The following is a 20,897-nucleotide window of genomic DNA, read 5'->3' on the forward strand; positions in this document are numbered from 1 at the left end:
CCAGAGAGAATTATAGAAATACAAGAGAAATTAAACAATAGACCAAGAAAAAGATTTAATTTTGAAACACCTAATTATATGTTTAATCAAAAAGTTGCATTTATAACTTGAATCCTGCTTAACAAAAATGAATTTCATAAAAAAATTAACTAAAAAAAACACTTTTACCGGATAAATAGTCCTTTTTGGCGATAATTTTATTTGAAATGTTAAAATTTTAATATATTTTTGCTTCCAAAATTAAAATTCTATGAAAAAAATTACTCTTATAACTTTTTTTTTTATCTCGTTATGTTACCAATTCTCTACCGCACAATCTATCAATAATTGGAAGGTTAAAAATAGTTCTGAATTATCAAAAACAGTTTCCAAACCTGACCGAAAAATTATTCCAAACAAATACAAAGTATTTTCCTTAGATTTTAAATCTTTGAAAACAAACTTTAAATCTGCATCCAAAAGAGGCCAAAATAATAAATTAGCGACAACTTTACTTTTAGATTTTCCGCTTGAAAATGGAACAACTGAAAGTTTCCTAATAGAAAAAACTAGTGTTTTACATCCAGACCTAGAAGCTAAATACCCAGAAATTCAATCCTTTTATGGTGTAAGCAAAAAAAATCCATTAAATAAAATTCATATCAGCATATCTCCTGAGGGTTTTACAGGAGTTATTACTGGTGAAAAAACTATTTACATCGATCCTTATTCAAAAAACGATGTAAACGATTACATTGTTTATGACAGAACCGATTATGAAAGAGGTCCAGATGATTCCTTTGTTTGTAATGCTATAATGGATGAAACAATAAATAATACAAAATTATCTTCTAATGCTAAAATATCTTCCGCTACAGATGGAAATCTAAGAACCTACAGACTTGCATTAGCCTGTACATCAGCATACTCTTTATATTACGGCAATACTATCGCACAGGTTTTGGCCGCAATGAACACCACAATTACTCGTGTAAATAGTATTTTTAGAAGAGATTTATCGGTTGTTTTTCAAATTGTGGCCAGTAATGACAGATTGATCTATATCAATGGTTTCAATAAAGACGCATCTCCAGATCCCGATCCTTATGATAACTACGATGGCTCTCAAATGCTTGGCTCAAACACAACAAATATTACTGGATTAATCACCGTTGGGACATACGATATTGGGCACGTTTTTAGTACAGGTGGTGGCGGAATTGCGGGAACTGGTCCATGTACAGCAGCATCAAAAGGACGTGGTGTAACAGGTATTGTAACCCCTCAATTCGACCCTTTCGATATTGATTATGTATGCCATGAAATAGGACACCAGTTTGGCGCTGGACATACATATTATAATGCTTGTTTTGCTGCCACGAAGGTTCCTGCAACTGATGAAGATTATGAACCGGGAAGTGCCTCTACTATAATGGGTTATGCTGGAATTTGCGCTCCAAATGTACAAGGGAATAGCGATGCTTACTTTCATGCCAGAAGTATTGAACAAATGACAACGGCAATTGCCGGACACACATGCGTAACTGGAACTTCTTCAGGAAATGCTGCTCCTATAGTGGCTGTACCAACAGCTCACACCATTCCAAAATCAACTCCATTTATTTTAACAGGAAGTGCAAATGATACAAATACAGTTGATGCCTTGACTTATACTTGGGAACAATACGACAAGGACGATGGTGGGATACAGCCTCCTACATCAACAAATACTTTAGGACCAGTTTTTAGATCGCTAATGCCTACTAGTGACCCTTCACGAACTTTTCCAAATTTGGCAGCAGTTATAAGCAACACAACTCCAACTTGGGAAGTATTACCGAATGTTGCCAGAACTTTAAATTTTAGATTAACTGTCAGAGATAATAGTCCGCTGGGTGGAAGAACTGATTTCAAAGCCGTAGCAATAACCGTTGGAACTGCAGGTCCATTTTTAGTAGCAACTCCAAACACTGGAAGCGAAATTTGGTATGTTGGTGAAACAAAGGCAGTAACCTGGAATGTAGCAAGTACAAATACAGCAACTTATTCAACAACTGTGAATATTAAACTGTCTACTGATGGCGGTTACACATATCCTATCACTTTAGCTTCAGCAGTGGCAAATAATGGAACCGCGAATATAATAGTTCCAAACAATATTGGAAAATTAAATAGAATTAAAGTGGAGGCTGCTGCCAATATTTTCTTCGATATATCCAATGCTAATTTTGAAATTAAATCCGGCAAGTTTGAAATGGTTTCAGCGGCAAGCACCCAATCTGTATGTAAACCTGCAAATGCCGTTTACACAATTAATTACACTCCTGCTCCTGCATTTTCAGAAACTACAACATTTAGTGCTGTTGGTGCTCCAGCAGGATCTACAATAACCTTCTCACCGACAACCAGAAGTATTTCAGGTACTTTTACGATGACTGTTTCAAATACAAGTGGAGTAGCGGCAGGAAATTATCCAATAACCATAAAAGGAATTTCGACAACTGCAAATGTTGACTTCCCTGTTTTATTAAATGTTTTTGACAATACAATTGGAAACGTAACGCTTGCAAGTCCTTCAAATGGGGCAACAAATCAACAAACATCTTCTTTATTACAATGGAATTCTTTAACAAGTGCTTCCTCCTATTTAGTTCAAATTTCTACCAGTCCAACTTTTTCAACCATTACAGAATCGGCAACCGTTACAGGAACATCATATCAAACGACATTATTAGCACAAGGAACGATAAATTACTGGCGAGTAAAACCAACAAATTCTTGTACAAGTGGTTCCTTTTCTGAGGTATATGTATTTCAAATCGCAAATGATTTATGTAAAACCTACACTAATGTAACTTTTGAACCAAATGCAGTTTGGGAAATTGGTACTACTAATGCGGTTAACGCAAAAATCACTGTTCCAGATAATATAATTATTAGCAAAGTGAGTTTTTATATGAAGGGCACACACGCCGCACTAAGTGATCTTAAAATGCAATTTAGTGGACCAACTGGAATTTTTGCCGAAATTTATAATAGAGATTGTAACGCTGCAAACTTTGACGTAACATTTGATGACAGTGGAATTGCGCTTCCTGTACCATGTTCTGTTACCCTTTCAGGTGTAAAACAAGCCAGCCAATCTTTATCAAAATTTAATGGTTCAAGTTCACTTGGAACTTGGACTTTATTAGCAACCGATAGGGTTGCAGCAACATCTGGAGGAACTTTTAGTTTATTTAATGTTATCATTTGCGGAAAACTGCAAATAATAAATAACATTACCGTTGCCAATAATGCCCTAACCCTTTCACAAGGGGCAACTGCTACACTTTCTCTTGCAAAATTAGCAGCAACACAGCCTACTGCTACAACGGCACAATTAATATATACTATAACCCAATTGCCAGTAAATGGTACTTTAAAATTAAATAACATAGTTGTGGCTGTTGGAGGTATTTTTACCCAAGCAGACATCAACAATAACTTGTTGAGCTACACTAACAATGGAATAAATTTAAATCCAGATAGTTTTAAATTTAGCGTTAACGGGGTAAATCTAGCTCTTTTGGGTGGACAAACTTACAACATTAATGTTTGTGGCGCTCCCATACCTAACATCACTACCCTAACAAATGTAATAGCACAATGCTCGGCTACTGCCTCTGTGCCCACAGCCACAAGCAATTGTTACGGATCAATTTCTGGAACTACACCTACCGTTTTCCCTATTACTGCGCAAGGCACAACTATCATTACTTGGACATATAATGATGGAAACGGAAATATAACAACTCAAGAACAAACGGTAGTTCTAGATGATACTACCGCACCAACAGTTCCTGTCCTAGCAAATATAACTGGTCAATGTGCGGTAACTCCAGTGAGCCCTACAACAACTGATGCGTGTAGAGGGACAATTACAGGAACCACCATAACAACTTTTCCTATCACTACATCTGGAACAACGGTAATAACTTGGACGTTTAGCGATGGAAACGGGCAATCTGTGACTGCCAATCAAAATGTCATTATTAGTTCTACTACTTGGAACGGCACTTTATGGAGTGATGGTTTACCGACCGCCTCTTCAGGCGTAATCATATCAGCTGATTATTCCGCCATTACTAATTTTTCTGCTTGTAGTTTGACTGTAAATAATAACGCTGTAGTACTTGTAAAAAGTGGCTTTAATTTAGATATTTATGGAGATGTAACGGTAAGTCCAGGTGCTTCTCTAACCTTTGAAAATAACACCAACTTAATTCAAATTAAAAACACAAATACTAACTCAGGAAGTATCAAAATTAATAGGCAAAGTTCTCCTTTAATGAGACAGGATTACATAATGTGGGCTTCTCCAGTAGCTACACAGCAATTACAATCTTTCTCTCCATTGACTTTGTCAACTCGTTTTTATACCTATAATCCATTAACTGACCTTTATGTAAGTGTAGCTAATCCTGCTGTAACTAACTTTGAATTAGGAAAGGGTTATTTAATTCGTTTACCAAATACGCATCCTACCACTGCAACTATATGGGAAGGGCAATTTCAAGGAGTTCCAAATAATGGGAATTATAATCTCCCTGTATCTATTAACAAGTACAATGCAATAGGAAACCCATATCCTTCAACTCTAAATGCTAATACCTTTATAACAGCAAATGGAATTACGGAAGCCTTATATTTTTGGAGAAAAACAAACAACACCTTGACTTCTTCTTACGCCACCTACACAACCGCGGGAGGAACGGCTAATGCGGGAGGATCAAGTAGTATTGTTCCCAATGGAATCATTCAGATAGGCCAAGGTTTTATTGCAAAAGCTACCTCTTCCTCCATTTCGTTTACTAATGCAATGCGGTTGGCCAATACCAACAATCAGTTTTTTAAAACCAAATCGGCAGAAAGAAATAGAATTTGGTTAAACCTTTCCAAAGAAACTATTCCTGTAAACCAGATGATGCTTGCATACATGACTGATGCCACCTCAGGGATTGATGCCGCAATCGATGGCAGATACATTAACGACAATCCAATTGCTTTAAATTCCTTAATTGAAAACGAGGAATTTGTTATCCAGGGAAAAGGCTTACCTTTTTCAGATACCGATATCGTTCCGCTTACCTTTAAAACTAACACAAGCGGAAGTTACTCCATCGCTTTAGACCAAGTTGATGGATTATTTGCAAACAATCAAAATATCTTTTTAAATGATCAATTAACAGGTATCGTTACCGATTTGAAAAAAAGCAGTTACTCTTTTTCATCAAACGAAGGCACATTTAACGATCGTTTTAGGTTGACTTACAAAACCAGTGAATCATTAGGTATTGAAATTCCGGTATTTGATGCTAACTCAATACTAATTTATAATCAAAAAGGAGTTTTACATATTAATTCCGGAACAACTGAAATGAAAACAATAAGACTATTTGATCTTCGTGGAAGATTACTTGTTGAACAAAATGAAGTGAATGCCAAATCAACTTCTATTAAAGATTTTGGAGGAGCGCACCAAACAGTGCTAGTACAGATAACATCGAATCAAAACAAAATAGTAACAAAAAAAATAGTTTATTAGGTAGTTTAACTTGTTTCAACAAACCACATCATTAGTCAATAAAATATAATCAATGAAAAATACCTTACTAAAATTTTACATTACCAGTTTTTGTTTACTAACTAACTTCATTATGTTTGCTGCGCCCGGTGATGATTCAGATAGTGGAAATTTAGAAGGTAATGACGCTCCGGCTGCACCAATAAATGGAAAATTAATCCTTCTGGCAATTGCCGGGATTGTTTATGCCTTTTACACTTTTAGAAAATACAGAAAACATCAAACAGTCTAATTAACAAGTCAAATTTTACCAGGTGTATTTTAAAAATTAAAAATAAAGGCTTTAATCAAAATCACATTTACCGTTTTGATTAGAGCCTTTTAACTTAAGGGTAAAAATAATTCAAGTTTTCGCAAGATTTATATTTTTTGAGTTCCATTTTTAAAATCATCGTTTAAATGATACATAAAATCTTACATTAACATAGAACAAAAACAGTATCTGAAACTCTTTTTCATGAGCTAATTAGCAAGTTCCTAAGCATTAATTATTTTAGCTAAAACAACGTCCCTAAAAGACAAATTTTTATCACTATTTTAATGAAATTACCTAATAATTTCAATATCATCGATAAAATGCATAAAAAATCAGATAAACTGCATAAAATAATGTAAACATTTATAGCTAAACATGTGATTTCGTAAGAAAAATTAATTAATTTTGCCGCACAAATACCACAAAAAAAATGGATAAACATTACTTTACCAAAATTACAACTTGCCTCAAATTTTCAACGAATCATAATGTCAATAATGACTCCATTATTTCAAGAAATCAGCAATCTAATAGCTGCCCAATAAGTTTATTTTTGGAATTATCCGGAATTCTTTTTTCAAATGGTAGTAAGGTAAAATCTATTTTTCATACAAAAGACAGGTTGCTTGCGCTTGCTTTTCTTTTTTTCAGCTTTTTAGCTGCGGCACAATCAACACAAACTTTTAACAATCCTGCAAATAATGGTCTTGCCGCGAACGTATTTACAGTTCCAGCCGGAGTGACAAGCATCGATATCGAAGCTTGGGGTGGTGGTGGTGCCGGTGGTGGCGCTGCAGGAACTAATTCTTCCGGAGGTGGTGGTGCTGGTGGTGGTTATGCAAAAAAAACTTCTTTTATTGTAGTTCCTGGTGCAACGTATAACGTAACCGTGGGAGCAGGAGGTATAGGCACCAGATATTCTATTGTGCCTGGCGCAGCATCATTATTATCTAGTGGAGCTACGACTCACTTATTAGCTGTTGGAGGTAACGGTGCTGCCCACGCTGCTAACAATAACACTTACACGATTGGTGCAACTGCAGGTACTAGCGGAAACACCGGATTTTCCGCTGCTTTTAGTTATTACGGAGGAAAAGGTGGAGATGGAGTAACACTTAATGGTTTTGCTGGTGGTGGTGGTGGTGGCTCGAGTGCGGGCAAAGATTCTAATGGAAACGGAGGAATTAACCAAACTGGAGGAGCTGCCGTTATCGGCGGAGGTAAAGGGGCAGATGGAACAGATGTAAGTGGAAATGGCGCAAATGGACTAACCCCCGGAGGCGGGGGAGCAGGAGCAAATGCACTAACAACGACAGACCGTACCGGAGGCAGCGGAGCAAATGGACGGGTAATCATAACATGGCCTTGCCCTATTTTTAGCTTAACTTCTACCACTATAGCGAGTCCTTCATGTTCCACTTTTCCAGCTACCGTCAATGTTAATGGTACTGCAGTAGGATTACCTGTTGGGACCTATACTGTAACTTATAACCTAAGCGGAGCTAACACAGGGACTGGAAGCAAAGCAACTATAGTTGTAAGCACCGCCGGAACTGGCTCTTTTTCTACTAATTCTTTAACAAATGTAGGATCAACTACCATAACCATTACAAACCTTGCAAAGCTTACTTGTAACAATGCCATAATCCTCAACAATACAGCGAATACGATTATTGCAGCAACGCCTTCAATAAGTTCGGCACCCGATGTTTCAAGAACGGGGAATGGAAGTGTTACTCTCGTTGCAGCATCGGCTACTGGTGGTGCAAATTTTTCTTGGTATGCCACAATGACAGGAGGAACAGCTTTGTCTACAGCGGCTAGTTACAACACGCCAACCCTCACAACGACAACAACTTATTACGTTGAGGTGTCAAAAAGTTCCTGTACTTTAAGCCCAAGATTTGAAGTTGATGCAATTATAAACAACCCTGAAATTGCAGTTTCCGGGAACGGTACTTCTATTTCTGATGATGATATAACTCCAAGCACAGCTGATTTTACTAATTTAGGAACTACAAATCTTCTAATTGAATTAACAAGAACTTACACCATAAATAATTTAGGTGCTGCTCCATTAAATTTAAGCAGCATCATTATTAGCGGAACAAATGCCTCAGAATTTGTAGTAACTAACCCCCCTACCTCTATTGCACCTCAATCTAGCGCCACTTTTACCATTACCTTTAAACCCACAGTTACAGGAATACGAAATGCAACACTAACTTTTGATACTGATGACGCAGATGAAAACCCTTTTAATTTTAGTATATTAGGTACCGCTACCCCGGGTTTAACCCCCGAAATTAATTTAAGAGCAACTAATGATATACCCGACGGAGCATCATCAGGAAAATCAGTAGACGGCACTGTTATTTATGGAACTGATTTTGGTGCTCCATTAATAAACACTGATGTTTTAAAAACATTTACTATTCAAAATACAGGAACTGGAGTATTAACACTTAGCGGAACTCCGATCGTTATGTTAAGTGGAGATACTGTATTTACCGTTACGGCTCAACCAACTTCAGGTACTATTGCCGCGGGTTCTAGTCTAACATTTCAAGTTAAATTTAACTCTGCAATCACAGGAAATTTTCTGGCAATAGTCAGTATAGCAAACAATGACAATGATGAAAGTATTTATGATTTTGTTATAACAGCAGGCGCTACTGTTGCAGGTAGAGAAATAGATATCCAAGGGAATGATGTAACCATTGTTGATGGAGATACGACCCCAAGTTCTTTAGACCAAACTAATTTTGGAATCACGGATCCAACTACAAAAATAGCAATTCCATTCCAAATCTATAATTATGGTGATGCAGCATTAGGCTTAACAACTGCTGTAAGTATAACGGGTTCAAATGCAACTTTCTTTGCCGCAAGTGCCATACCTGTAAGTTCCTTGCCTGCTGGTATTACCGGAGTAACTAGTTTCGTTATTACATTTAATCCCACTGCTGCAGTAGGAATAAAAACAGCAATAATCACCGTAACAAACACAGATAACGCAGGGGTCCCTAGCGAAACCTCTTATGATTTTGCCGTGTCGGCAGAAATTAAAAACTCAGTTGCTTTGACAGTTGCTCCAGGAGGAGTTACAACTAATCTTAAATATTGGATAAAAGCGGATAGTAATATTGGGAGTGTTGCTGATAATGTCGCCATGTCAACTTGGCAAGAAAACACTACTGGAAGTACTAAAAATGCTATCGCCAAGCTGGGAAAAGAACCTAAATTTTTGCACAACACCACTAACAATGTCAATTTTAATCCCGTTATTTATTTCAATGGAGCGAATGCTATGGCCGGTGGGCAAGGATTTAATAATCTCGATATGTTTATGGTCATTAAGCCAAAAAATACTGTAAACTATCTCTCAAGTCCTATGGATACATATTGTGGAGATGATATCACCGTTAATAAAGGAAGTCAAGATGTAACTGGTTTCGAAATGGGAAATACATCCTCTCGATATGGTGTCGGTCAAGAAGTGCTAGCCTACAACCAAGCCGCCAATACAAGTTACGGTACGGGAGAAATTAGTAACACAAAATCTTATAAAGGAGTAAATATATTTAATCCGAGGTTTAATGGTACAAGAATGAGTATCCTTAATAATGCAAATCTATTGACAACAACTGAAATCAACACAAGTACCTATAAAAATATTTTAAATTCAAGATATTGGTTGGGCGCCAGTGAGGCTTTTGGTCCCAGTTATAATGGTGATTTTCTTGAAGTAATCAATTACAGTGCTGCAAATACAGCAACAGACAAAGGAAGAATAGAATCTTACCTAGCTATTAAATACGGTATCACACTAGGCATAAACGGAACAAGTGTTGACTATTATAATTCTGGCTCAACAAATACTGCAACAGCAATCTATCCCGCAGGAATTACAGGAGCGTTTTACAATTTTAACATCGCAGGAATTGGCCGCGATGATGTATCGCAATTGTATCAAAAACAATCCAAAACAGAAAACACAGCGGATGATATCACAATAGGATTAGGAAGTATCTACGATAAAAACTCAGATAATCCAAATACTTTTGTTGGAGATAAAAATTATTTAGTTTGGGGAAATAACAATGGTACATTACTAAAAAAACCGGCTGTTGTAGTAAATATTAGTTCTGGAATCGCTGGTTTGACCTCCAATGTAGAATTTATTTCAGTAGGAAGAACTTGGAGAGTAATAGAAACAGGTGGCAATGTTCCTTCCTGCAAAGTTTCCCTGCCTTCTACGTTACTAACCTCAACAATAACTCCGCCAGGAAATTTCTTGATGTTTATATCTAATACTCCTCAATTTAATCCAACGTCAGAGTACCGAATCATGCGCGTTAACGGTTCAAAATTAGAAACAGACTATGACTTTGACGGAACAAAATACATCACTTTTGGGTATGCTCCAGAACGCACTTTTGAAAGAGCTATAGATTTTGATGGTGTAAACGACTATTTAGATTCCGGAAAAGTACTAGATATAAATAGTTCATTTACGGTTTCAGCATGGATAAAAAGCAGTGCTATTAACCATACGATCCTTTCCAAAAGAAACAATCCTTTTACAGCAGGATATGATTTAAGCATCAATGCTTCCGGAAAGGTGGAGATGAGTTGGTACAATGGAATCAAGCAATCCATTATATCTTCCGTAGTAATGCCGGTGGAAAGATGGCATAATGTATGTGTGGTTTATGACAATGCGACGTTAACCGCTAAATTATATATTGATGGCATTGAAGATGCCAGTAAAACACTAATTAATATTCCACTTAATCCATCACAATCCTTCTTGATCGCAGCTGCTGATGGTGTAACTCCTACATCGTTTTTTGATGGTTCTATAGACGAAGTACGTGTTTGGGACGTTGCTCTTTCGGAAAAACAGTTGCGTTACATAATGAACCAGGAAATTATTAGCAATGGCCTAAACACAAATGGAAGTGTTGTTCTAAACACTATTCCGAACAATGACATCAGCAGCATTCCATGGGCAAATTTAAAAGCCTATTACCCAATGTCTACTTATACCTTTACAAATGCAAAAGATATTTCTAACAACAATTTTACAGCAGCATTACGTAACCTAACAACAGTAAATTTACAAACCGCCCCTTTACCCTACACCTCAAAAGCTGATGGAGCATGGCAAACTACTTCAACTTGGAATAATAGTGTGGTACAAGACCTGCCATATAGTTTATCTATCGTCGATGATTCGCAAACTATTGACTGGAACATCGTAAAAACAACCCATAATATTATCTCCGATGGAGACAAAAAAGTATTGGGTTTATATGTAGATGTCGGAACTACAAGCACACTAAAGGCATCAAACGATTCAAAAATTGAAGTTTCCCATTACTTAAAATTAGACGGAACAATAGATTTAATCGGAAAATCACAATTGGTACAATCCGAAGGTAGCTTTTTAGATCCAACTAGTGCCGGTTCTATTGAAAGAGATCAACAAGGACAAGCTAATAAATACAATTACAACTATTGGAGTTCTCCTGTGGGTACCATTAATGCCACTACAAATAATAATAACTTTACTGTAGCTGGCGTTTTACGAGACGGAACAACTGCAACTCCACAAAGTATAAATTGGGTTTCAGGATATGATGGATCACTATCTCCTTTTAGTTTAGCACGCTATTGGATTTACAAATTTGATAACAAAGCAAATGCCTATGCCAACTGGACTCAGATAGGAGAAACAGGCTTATTAGAAGCTGGTAAAGGATTCACACTTAAAGGAGCTGGAACTTCAGGATTACAAAACCTTAACTTTGTAGGCAAACCAAATAATGGTACTATTGCCAATACCGTGTCCGCAAATCAACTGTTACTCGTAGGCAACCCATACCCTTCAGCACTAGATGCTACTGCTTTCATAACAGATAATAGTGGTTCAATAGACATCACAACACCAACTGCTACTGACGGTGCTTTGTATTTTTGGGAACATTACCCCGGAAATAACACACATAATCTAGGCGGATATCAAGGTGGCTATGGTGTTAGAAATGCAGCCGCTGGCGTTGCACCAAGTTCTGTAGGAGTAGATTTTATTAATACTTCTGGTGTTTCAAACAGAGCATTACCAAATCAATACATTCCTGTTGGTCAAGGTTTCTTTGTTATTGGAAATGCAACGGGAGGAACGGTCACTTTCAAAAACAGCCAACGAGCCTTTGTAAAAGAAGATAATGCGGCATCCCAAATAATATACCGTATTCCAACCCAACCTAAAAAATTAGACCATTGGACCGATAATAGTAATGACCCAGTAGCAAAAGACACGTATAAAAGAGTTCGTTTAGGATTTAACAATTACAATGAAATTTTTCACAGACAAGTAGTTGTTGCCTTTATGGATGAGAAAGCAAATGGAGAAATAAATGAAGGATATGACGCCGAGAATATAGACGATGTTGCTAACGACATGTATCTGGTTAATTCAGAAAAAGAGTTAATTATAGAAGGAGAAGGGTATTTTGATGAAACAAGTTCCTACCCTATTGGTGTACGATCTGACTCAATAGGAAAAATCTCTTTTGTTTTAGATGGCTTAGAAAATTTTGATGAAAATCAAAAGGTTTTCATTTATGATAAATCAGATGAAACCTATCATAACATAAAAGATACCTTGTACGAAGTAGAACTTCCAAAAGGAACTTTTAACGATCGTTTCTACCTTCGTTTCACCGACAAAACATTAGGAACGGATAGCTTTAATTTATCCAAGTCTGATGGCGTAATTGTGGTAGTAAATCAAAACGTTACCGTTCAGTCTTCAAACCAGCTGATAAAAAATATTGTCGTATACGATTTGTTGGGAAGAAAAATAGATAGTTATAAAAAAGTAAATGCTAAAAAATATACATTAAGCCATTTAAACAAAACAACAGCCGGTTTAATTGTGAAAATCACTTTAGATAATAACACTGTAGTTTCCAAAAAAATAATATTCTAAATAACAAGCATCCTTTAAAAACCACTCCTAACCGAGTGGTTTTTTTTTGAAAAAAATTTAAAAAAACTTCTGTTCATTTAACGATTTTATCCGTTCAAAAAAATAGAAAGGGATTCGTTCTAACTTCCCTTATAAAATTTCTAAATTTGTTTCGCTAAGATAATTCTGTTTTAAGGAACAGCTCAATAGTTTGAGTGAATCATATAAAATGAAATATTGAAAATAATTTTCACAAAAGAATATCCCATAACATGATTGACGAGAAGAATGCAAATAAATTAATTGAAGGTGAAGATTTCTATTTTACACCCGAAGGCTACAAATGCTTTACAGAAAAACACCATTTAAAAAGAGGGTATTGCTGTAAAAGCGGCTGTCGCCATTGTCCGTATGGTTTTGATAAAAATACAGGAACCAATAAAAAGTAAGCGGTGTTCAGTCGAAGTGTTGAGTTTCATTGAGTGAATAAAACACATTTACAGCAACACAAAATACATCCATAAAATGACTTTTCAAGAACAAATACAACAAGGAATTCCATCGGATTTACCTAAACCAAGGACATACGAAACAAAAATCAATCACGCACCAAAGCGTAAAGAAATCCTTTCGACAGAAGAAAAAAAACTGGCCTTGCGAAATGCTTTGCGCTATTTCGAACCTGAACATCATCCTGAACTAATAAAAGAATTTCGACAAGAACTGGAAACATACGGCCGTATATACATGTATCGCTTTCGTCCTGATTATGAAATGCGTGCGCGCCCAATTGATGAATATCCTGGAAAAAGCGAACAGGCCAAAGCGATTATGTTGATGATTCAAAATAATTTAGATTACGCAGTTGCACAACATCCACATGAATTGATAACCTATGGCGGCAATGGAGCGGTTTTTCAAAACTGGGCACAGTATTTATTGACGATGCAATACTTATCAGAAATGACCGATGAGCAAACATTGACGATGTATTCCGGGCATCCAATGGGATTATTTCCTTCGCATAAAGAAGCTCCGCGAGTTGTTGTGACAAACGGAATGGTAATCCCTAATTATTCGAAACCGGACGACTGGGAAAAAATGAATGCTTTAGGCGTTTCTCAATATGGGCAAATGACTGCCGGAAGTTACATGTATATTGGCCCGCAAGGAATTGTACACGGAACAACTATTACGGTTTTGAATGGTTTTCGTAAAATAAAACGCAGTCCAAAGGGCGGCTTATTTGTCACTTCTGGTTTGGGCGGAATGTCTGGCGCACAACCTAAAGCTGGAAATATTGCCGGTTGCATCACCGTTTGTGCCGAAGTAAATCCCAAAATAACGCACATTCGCCATACTCAAGGATGGATTAATGAAGTCATTGAAAATATTGATGCTTTGGTAAAAAGAGTCACTTTGGCGAAAGCCAATAAAGAAATTATTTCCATCGGGTACCTTGGAAATGTAGTTGATGTTTGGGAAAAATTTGACCAGGAAAATATTCATATCGATTTAGGATCAGATCAAACTTCGCTTCATAATCCTTGGGCCGGCGGCTATTATCCCGCTGACGTTTCTTTCGAAGAAGCTAATGAAATGATGGCTACCGATCCTGATTTATTCAAAATAAAGGTACAGGAAACATTACGCAGACACAGTGCTGCTATCAATAAACACACTGCCAAAGGAACGTATTTCTTTGATTATGGAAATGCTTTCTTATTGGAAGCTTCCCGCGCCGGTGCTGATGTCATGGCAGAGAATCATATCGATTTCAGATATCCAAGTTATGTACAGGATATCATGGGACCCATGTGTTTTGATTACGGTTTTGGTCCTTTCCGATGGGTTTGCGCCTCGGGAAAACCAGAAGATTTAGCCAAAACAGATGTCATTGCTTGCCAGGTTTTGGAAGAAATGGCAACAACGGCTCCCGAAGAAATTCAGCAACAAATGCAGGATAATATTCATTGGATAAAAGGCGCGCAGGAAAACAAATTAGTTGTAGGTTCGCAAGCCCGAATCCTTTATGCTGATGCTGAAGGACGTGTAAATATTGCGGAAGCATTTAATCAGGCCATTGCTAAAGGTGAAATAGGAACCATAATTTTAGGTCGAGATCACCACGATGTTTCTGGCACCGATTCTCCATACAGAGAAACTTCAAATATCAATGACGGTTCAAAATTTACAGCTGACATGGCGATACAGAATGTCATTGGCGACAGCTTTCGTGGCGCCACTTGGGTCTCCATTCACAATGGCGGAGGCGTGGGCTGGGGAGAGGTAATTAACGGCGGATTTGGTATGGTTCTTGATGGCTCAAAAGAAGCGTCAAGACGTTTAGCATCAATGCTTTTCTGGGATGTTAACAACGGAATTTCCCGAAGAAGCTGGGCGCGAAATGAAGGTGCATTATTTGCAATTAAAAGAGCGATGGAGACACAACCTTTGTTGAAAGTGACCATCCCTAATAGAGTAGCCGACAATTTGTTGGATTTTTAAAAATTTGAACGTATCTTTAATAAACATTTAGTAATCAAATATTTAAACCATGAAAGCAATTAAACTCCTTCTCGTACTTCTACTTTTCGTAATTGCATCATGCACTTCCGTAAAAGTATATTCCGATTATGATAATAATGTGGATTTTAGCCAATACAAAACGTATGCTTTTCATAAAAAAGGCATCGATCGAGTTGAAATTTCAGAACTGGACAAGAAAAGAATACTCAATGCCATAGACACCGAATTAAGCAGAAAAGGAATGACCAAAAGTGAAAATCCAGATTTGCTGATTAATATACTTACAAAAGAGAGAGAAAGAATTGACGTAAACCAATACAACGCCGGTTGGGGCTATGGTTGGGGTTGGGGATGGAATCCTTATTTATGGGGAGGTCGCAGCACTTATGTTACCTCATCAACGGAAGGAACATTGTATATTGATTTAATTGATGCAAAGAAAAAAGAATTGGTTTGGCAAGGCGAAGGGATCGGCTATTTGACTGAAAACCGCAACGAAAAAGAAAAACAAATCAATGAATTTGTGGCTAAAATTTTAGAGCAATTCCCGCCGAAAGCGAAATAGTTTCCCATCAGATTCAAACATAAAAGCTTACCTTTGCGTAGGCTTTTTTTATACCCAATCATGACACTACAAACCGACATTACTACGCTCGAAGATATTAAATTACTGGTTGATACTTTTTATTCCAAAGTTCAAAAAGACGAGTTTATTGGAACCATATTCAACGAAAAAATAGGCAACCGCTGGCCAGAACATTTAGAAAAAATGTATCGTTTTTGGCAAACTATTTTACTCGAAGTTCATTCTTATTCCGGAAGCCCATTTCCGCCACACAAACAATTGCCAGTTGCTAAAGAACATTTTGATCGTTGGATGGAAATTTTCACGGAAACCACTGACAGCTTATTTTCTGGTCCATTAGCTGAAGAAGCTAAACTTCGCGCAAAAAATATGGCTGAAATGTTTAATTACAAAATTGACTACTTCCGCAATCTTGAGAAAAATCAAACAAACAATTCTTAGTGTTAGAGTGGCTTTTTAATCCAAAATATGTTCCTTTTTGCAAACAGCAACACATTCTTTTATGCGCAATTTATTATTACTTGTCGTTTTACCTGCTCTTCTTTTTTCTTGTTCCAATTTAAAGCAAACGGCTGAAAACAAAACAAATCCGAGTTTAAAATTAATAAGCTCCGTTGAAATTCCTTTTGACAAAACTTTTCAAAATACTAAAGTAGGCGGTTTATCAGGAATCGATTATGATGCAAAAAATGATTTGTATTATTTGATCAGTGATGATCGATCAATGTTCAATGATTCAAGATTTTATACTGCAAAAATTCGTTTGCTCGAAAATAAAGTAAAAGGTATCGATTTCCAAAGTGTCACCACTTTAAAAAATGAAACCGAAAAAGTGTATGGCAATTGGAACACCACGCCAACTACTTCAGCAGACCCGGAAGACATCCGATTCAATCCAAAAACGAACAATTTGGTATGGAGTAGCGAAGGCGCTCGAGTGATTACAGCAGACAAGGAAGTTTTACAAAATCCTTTCGTTAATTTCATGGATTTAAAAGGTGCTTTTCTGGGAAATATAACATTGCCGGAAAATTTAACAATGCAGAAACTTGAAAAAGGCCCGAGAAATAACGGCACTTTAGAAGGAATAACTTTTGACAAAAAGTATAAAAATATCTATACCAACATTGAAGAACCTTTATTTGAAGACGGCAACCAAGCCAGCACCAGCAAAGGCGGTTTGATCAGATTGTATCAATTTAATACCAAAACAAAAAAGAACACCGCTCAATTTGGCTATCAACTCGAACCTATTGCTCGTGAACCTAATCCGAAAGGAGCTTTTGCCGTGAATGGCGTTTCGGCAATTCAGTATTACGGCAAAAATCAGTTATTGGTTGTGGAACGTTCTTATTCTACCGGTACACAAGCCTGCACGGTGAAAGTATTTTTGTGCGATTTAAAAAAAGCAACTGATGTAAAAAACTACAGCTCTTTGCAAAATCAAAAAATTGATTTGGCTTCTAAAAAATTAGTTCTAAACATGGATGATTTGGGGATCTTTATTGATAATATCGAAGGACTTACTTTTGGTCCAAAATTGTCAAATGGTACTCCATCCATTATTTTCGTTTCGGATAATAATTTTTCAGACAAACAAAAAACGCAGGTGTTGGTGTTTGAAGTGTTGGAGTAAAATAGTGTTTTTTTTAAACATTGAAATCCGTAACAGTTATATTACGGATTTTTTTTTGGTTTCATATTGATAAAATATTTTGAAAATCTTAGCTATAAAAGAATGTTTACGGTTTCCCGTAAAATTACTGAACTAAAAGTAGTTACTTTTAAAACGGACTTTAAACCAAATTTTTTTATCAGATTTTTACGTAAATAAATTGTAATTTTAGGAGATTAAAAAATGTATATTACGCTTCATTTTTATACCTAATATTTGGTAAGATTTAGAAATGATGTTTTACATGAAACTAGTTGTATCTAAACTAATTTACCTTGAATAAGAAAACTATACAAAATACTTAAGTTTTACTTTATTTGGAATAATTATTAAAAAAACTAAATGACAAGAGAAGAAAAATATCTTGGTAGAATCATATTAAAAACCAAATTTTATGAGGCTGATAAGCAATCATATGAAGATTTGTTTACTAAAATAATGCAAAATCAAGATTCTAATTTTAAACAAGTTAAGCCACAGGGAAGATTAGGTGATGGTAAGTGTGATGGTTTTAACGAAAAAACTGGAGATTATTTTCAAGTATATGCACCTGAAGATTTAAATGGAAATGAAACTGTAATGTTATCAAAAATGAACTCCTCTATTGTTGGTTTACTTGAATTTTGGAAAGAAAGAAATTTTGAAGTAAAAAAATTTAATTATGTAGTAAAAGATGATTATAAAAATGTGTATCCTCTTATTTATACAAATGCAAAAAAAATAGCTGTAAAATATAAAGTTGAATGTGAAATAATACTTTGTAAAGATATTGAAGATATTTTTATGAGTTTGGAGGAAGATAAAATGATTTACGTTTTAGGAGGAATGATTCCTATCGCTGATAATATTTCAAACTTTGAATATGACACCATGAATGATGTAGTAAACCATTTAAAGGAACGAAAGGCAAGGAATATTTTAGAAAAAATACCGTCAAATCCAAATTTTGACAACAAAATTATTTTTAATTCATTGAGCGAAGTCATTAGTGAATTTTTAAATATTGGTCAAAGACAGAATTTTGCAATAAATGATTTTTTTCAATTAAACAGCAAATTTATCAAAGAAGATTTAAGAGAGATATTCAGTACATTATATGAGGAAGGAAAAGAATTTATACCCAAAAGCGAAACTAAAAATGATGAAATTTTCCAATATATTGTTGAAAAATCAAGCCCAAATGAAAAACAAAGTACTTACGATGCTATCTTTGTACTTATCGCTTATTATTTTGAATATTGTGATATATTTGAAACACCTAATTAATAATTAATTTATGATTTTACCTTCAAAACATATTAGATTTTCAGAATCATTACTTGGTTTAGGTGGAATATTATTAAGTTTCATTGATAAACCTAAAACTGTAGATGACATTTGGTTTAAATATTCAGAAATAAATAATTCAAAAAAAGGATTTCCTGCATATCATAATTTCGACAATGTTATTTTAGCATTGAACTATCTTTATCTTGTTGGAGCAATATTAATCGACAATAACGGAAAAATTTACAATGCGGTTAATTGAATTAAGAGCAAATAAAAAATCATTTCATACCGTGTCGTTTAATCCAAATGGCATAACGGTTATTGCTGCTATAAAAGAAACTCAAGACCAAAGAAAAACATATAATAGCGTTGGAAAGTCTTTAACAATTGCATTAATACATTTTTGCTTGGGTTCAAACACTAATAGAGAATTTGAAAAATTAGAAGACTGGATATTTACACTTGATTTTAAAATTAAAAACCAAGGGTTTACTGCAACTCGTTCAACAAACAATCAAAAAGAAATCGAACTAAATGATACAAAATATTCTTTAAAAGAATTTAATAAAATTTTAGAAGAAAAACTTTTCAGAATAAAAGAAAATACTAAACATGTAACCTTTAGAAGTTTACTTCCGCGTTTTATAAGATATGGAGAAGATGGCTATATATCAAACGATAGATACATAAAAAAAGAAAATCCATTAGCTACACTCTTAAACAATGCCTTTTTGTTGGGTTTGGACACAAATTTAATAATCAAAAAAGCTGATTTAAGAGCGAAAGAGTTAAATATAGGTAAATTAAAAGCTCAATTAAACAATCCTGAATTTAAAGCAATTTTTGGAACAGAAAATAAAAAAGATTTAGAAATTAAGATTGTTGAACTTGAAACACTAATTAAACGGTATAGAAAAAGTATTGATGAATTTATCATTGCTGAAGATTATAATTCAATAAGAAAAGAAGCTGATCAAATTTCTTATGAACTTAAAAATCATAAAAATAAAGCAACAAAATTAAAAATAGCAATTTCTAATATTGAAAAGAGCTTAGAAATTCAACCTGACATATCAAAAGAGCAAATAATCAAATTGTATGAAAATGCAAAATTTGAACTTGGTGAAATGGTAATAAAAAAACTAGCTGAATTAGAACAATTCAATAATCAAATTTTAGATAATAGGAAAAGAAAATTAATTCAAGAAAAAAGAGATTTTGAAACACAATTAGTTGACCTAAATAAAATAATAACTGAACTTGGTCAACAAGAAGATAAAAAATTACAATATTTGAATTCAACTGGTGCTTTAGATGATTACACTAAATTAAATCAGGTATTAAATGATAATGAAAAAACATTGCATTCTTTACTACAATATAAAAAACTTGAGATGGATTATAAATTGTTTGTAGAGGAAAACAAAAAAGATTTTACGAATGAAAATATAATTACAAATAAATATATAGAACAAGTTGAAGATTTAATAAAAGAAAACATTATCCTTTTTAAATATTTTGTTGAAAAATTTTATTCTGAAAAAAACTCTGGAATAACCATTATAAATAATGAAGGAAAAAATGCTACAAGATTTGATATAAAAGCTAAAATTCAAGATGACGCTGGAAATGCTGTAAAAGAGGTAAAAATTTTCTGTTATGATTGGACTATATTAAAAGGCAAGCACAATCATAATATGGAATTTTTATTTCACGATAGTAAAATAACTGGCGATATGGATACGCGACAAGTTAAAACTATGTTTGAAGTAGCTGATAATGAATGCAAGCTAAATGATTTTCAATATATTATTTCATTAAATCAAAATGTTATCGAAAGTTTAAAAACTGAAATGACAGTTGAAGAGCATAAAGAATTAGTTACTGATAGAATTAAACTAACCTTAAGTGATAAATCTCCAGAAGAGAAACTACTTGGAATACAAATAGATTTAAATTACGAAAGATAATTTACTCCCAACTCACGCCCTTTTGCAA

11 protein-coding genes and 1 pseudogene are annotated in these 20,897 nt (G+C 34.9%); all 12 read left to right on the forward strand.

Annotation, left to right across the window (positions count from 1 at the left end; translation table 11 throughout):
- Positions 1 to 111 (forward strand): annotated as a pseudogene (locus ACP7AQ_RS15240) (IS30 family transposase); the annotation flags it as partial.
- Between the two features lie 139 nt (positions 112 to 250).
- Positions 251 to 5,566 (forward strand): reprolysin-like metallopeptidase, encoded by a 5,316-nt coding sequence (locus tag ACP7AQ_RS15245; protein ID WP_426096068.1) that lies wholly within the window; start codon positions 251 to 253, stop codon positions 5,564 to 5,566.
- A 52-nt stretch (positions 5,567 to 5,618) separates the two neighbouring features.
- A complete protein-coding gene (locus ACP7AQ_RS15250) occupies positions 5,619 to 5,837 on the forward strand; it encodes a hypothetical protein (RefSeq protein ID WP_426096069.1) in 219 nt (72 codons plus the stop codon).
- A 454-nt stretch (positions 5,838 to 6,291) separates the two neighbouring features.
- Positions 6,292 to 12,861, forward strand: coding sequence for a choice-of-anchor D domain-containing protein (locus ACP7AQ_RS15255; protein ID WP_426096070.1), 6,570 nt, complete (start codon positions 6,292 to 6,294; stop codon positions 12,859 to 12,861).
- Between the two features lie 251 nt (positions 12,862 to 13,112).
- Positions 13,113 to 13,289, forward strand: a complete 177-nt coding sequence (locus tag ACP7AQ_RS15260; protein WP_426091034.1) for a DUF5522 domain-containing protein — start codon at positions 13,113 to 13,115, stop codon at positions 13,287 to 13,289.
- Positions 13,290 to 13,365: 76 nt separating this feature from the next.
- Entirely contained in the window at positions 13,366 to 15,348 is a 1,983-nt protein-coding gene (locus tag ACP7AQ_RS15265; protein ID WP_426096071.1) for a urocanate hydratase, read from the forward strand.
- A 49-nt stretch (positions 15,349 to 15,397) separates the two neighbouring features.
- Complete coding sequence (locus ACP7AQ_RS15270) at positions 15,398 to 15,934, forward strand: DUF4136 domain-containing protein (protein WP_426096072.1); 537 nt, start codon at positions 15,398 to 15,400, stop codon at positions 15,932 to 15,934.
- 60 nt (positions 15,935 to 15,994) lie between these two features.
- On the forward strand, positions 15,995 to 16,396 hold the full coding sequence (locus ACP7AQ_RS15275) for a group III truncated hemoglobin (protein WP_131477721.1): 402 nt from the start codon (positions 15,995 to 15,997) through the stop codon (positions 16,394 to 16,396).
- A 61-nt stretch (positions 16,397 to 16,457) separates the two neighbouring features.
- Positions 16,458 to 17,591, forward strand: coding sequence for an esterase-like activity of phytase family protein (locus ACP7AQ_RS15280; protein ID WP_426096073.1), 1,134 nt, complete (start codon positions 16,458 to 16,460; stop codon positions 17,589 to 17,591).
- Between the two features lie 381 nt (positions 17,592 to 17,972).
- On the forward strand, positions 17,973 to 18,896 hold the full coding sequence (locus ACP7AQ_RS15285) for an ABC-three component system protein (RefSeq protein ID WP_426096074.1): 924 nt from the start codon (positions 17,973 to 17,975) through the stop codon (positions 18,894 to 18,896).
- A gap of 10 nt (positions 18,897 to 18,906) precedes the next feature.
- Positions 18,907 to 19,158 (forward strand): ABC-three component system middle component 6, encoded by a 252-nt coding sequence (locus ACP7AQ_RS15290; protein ID WP_426096075.1) that lies wholly within the window; start codon positions 18,907 to 18,909, stop codon positions 19,156 to 19,158.
- A complete protein-coding gene (locus tag ACP7AQ_RS15295; RefSeq protein ID WP_426096076.1) occupies positions 19,145 to 20,869 on the forward strand; it encodes a DUF2326 domain-containing protein in 1,725 nt (574 codons plus the stop codon). Before ACP7AQ_RS15290 ends, ACP7AQ_RS15295 begins: the two co-directional genes overlap by 14 nt.
- The last annotated feature ends 28 nt before the right edge of the window (positions 20,870 to 20,897 follow it).

Source organism: Flavobacterium sp. DSR2-3-3 (genome assembly GCF_049896585.1).
Lineage (GTDB): Bacteria > Bacteroidota > Bacteroidia > Flavobacteriales > Flavobacteriaceae > Flavobacterium.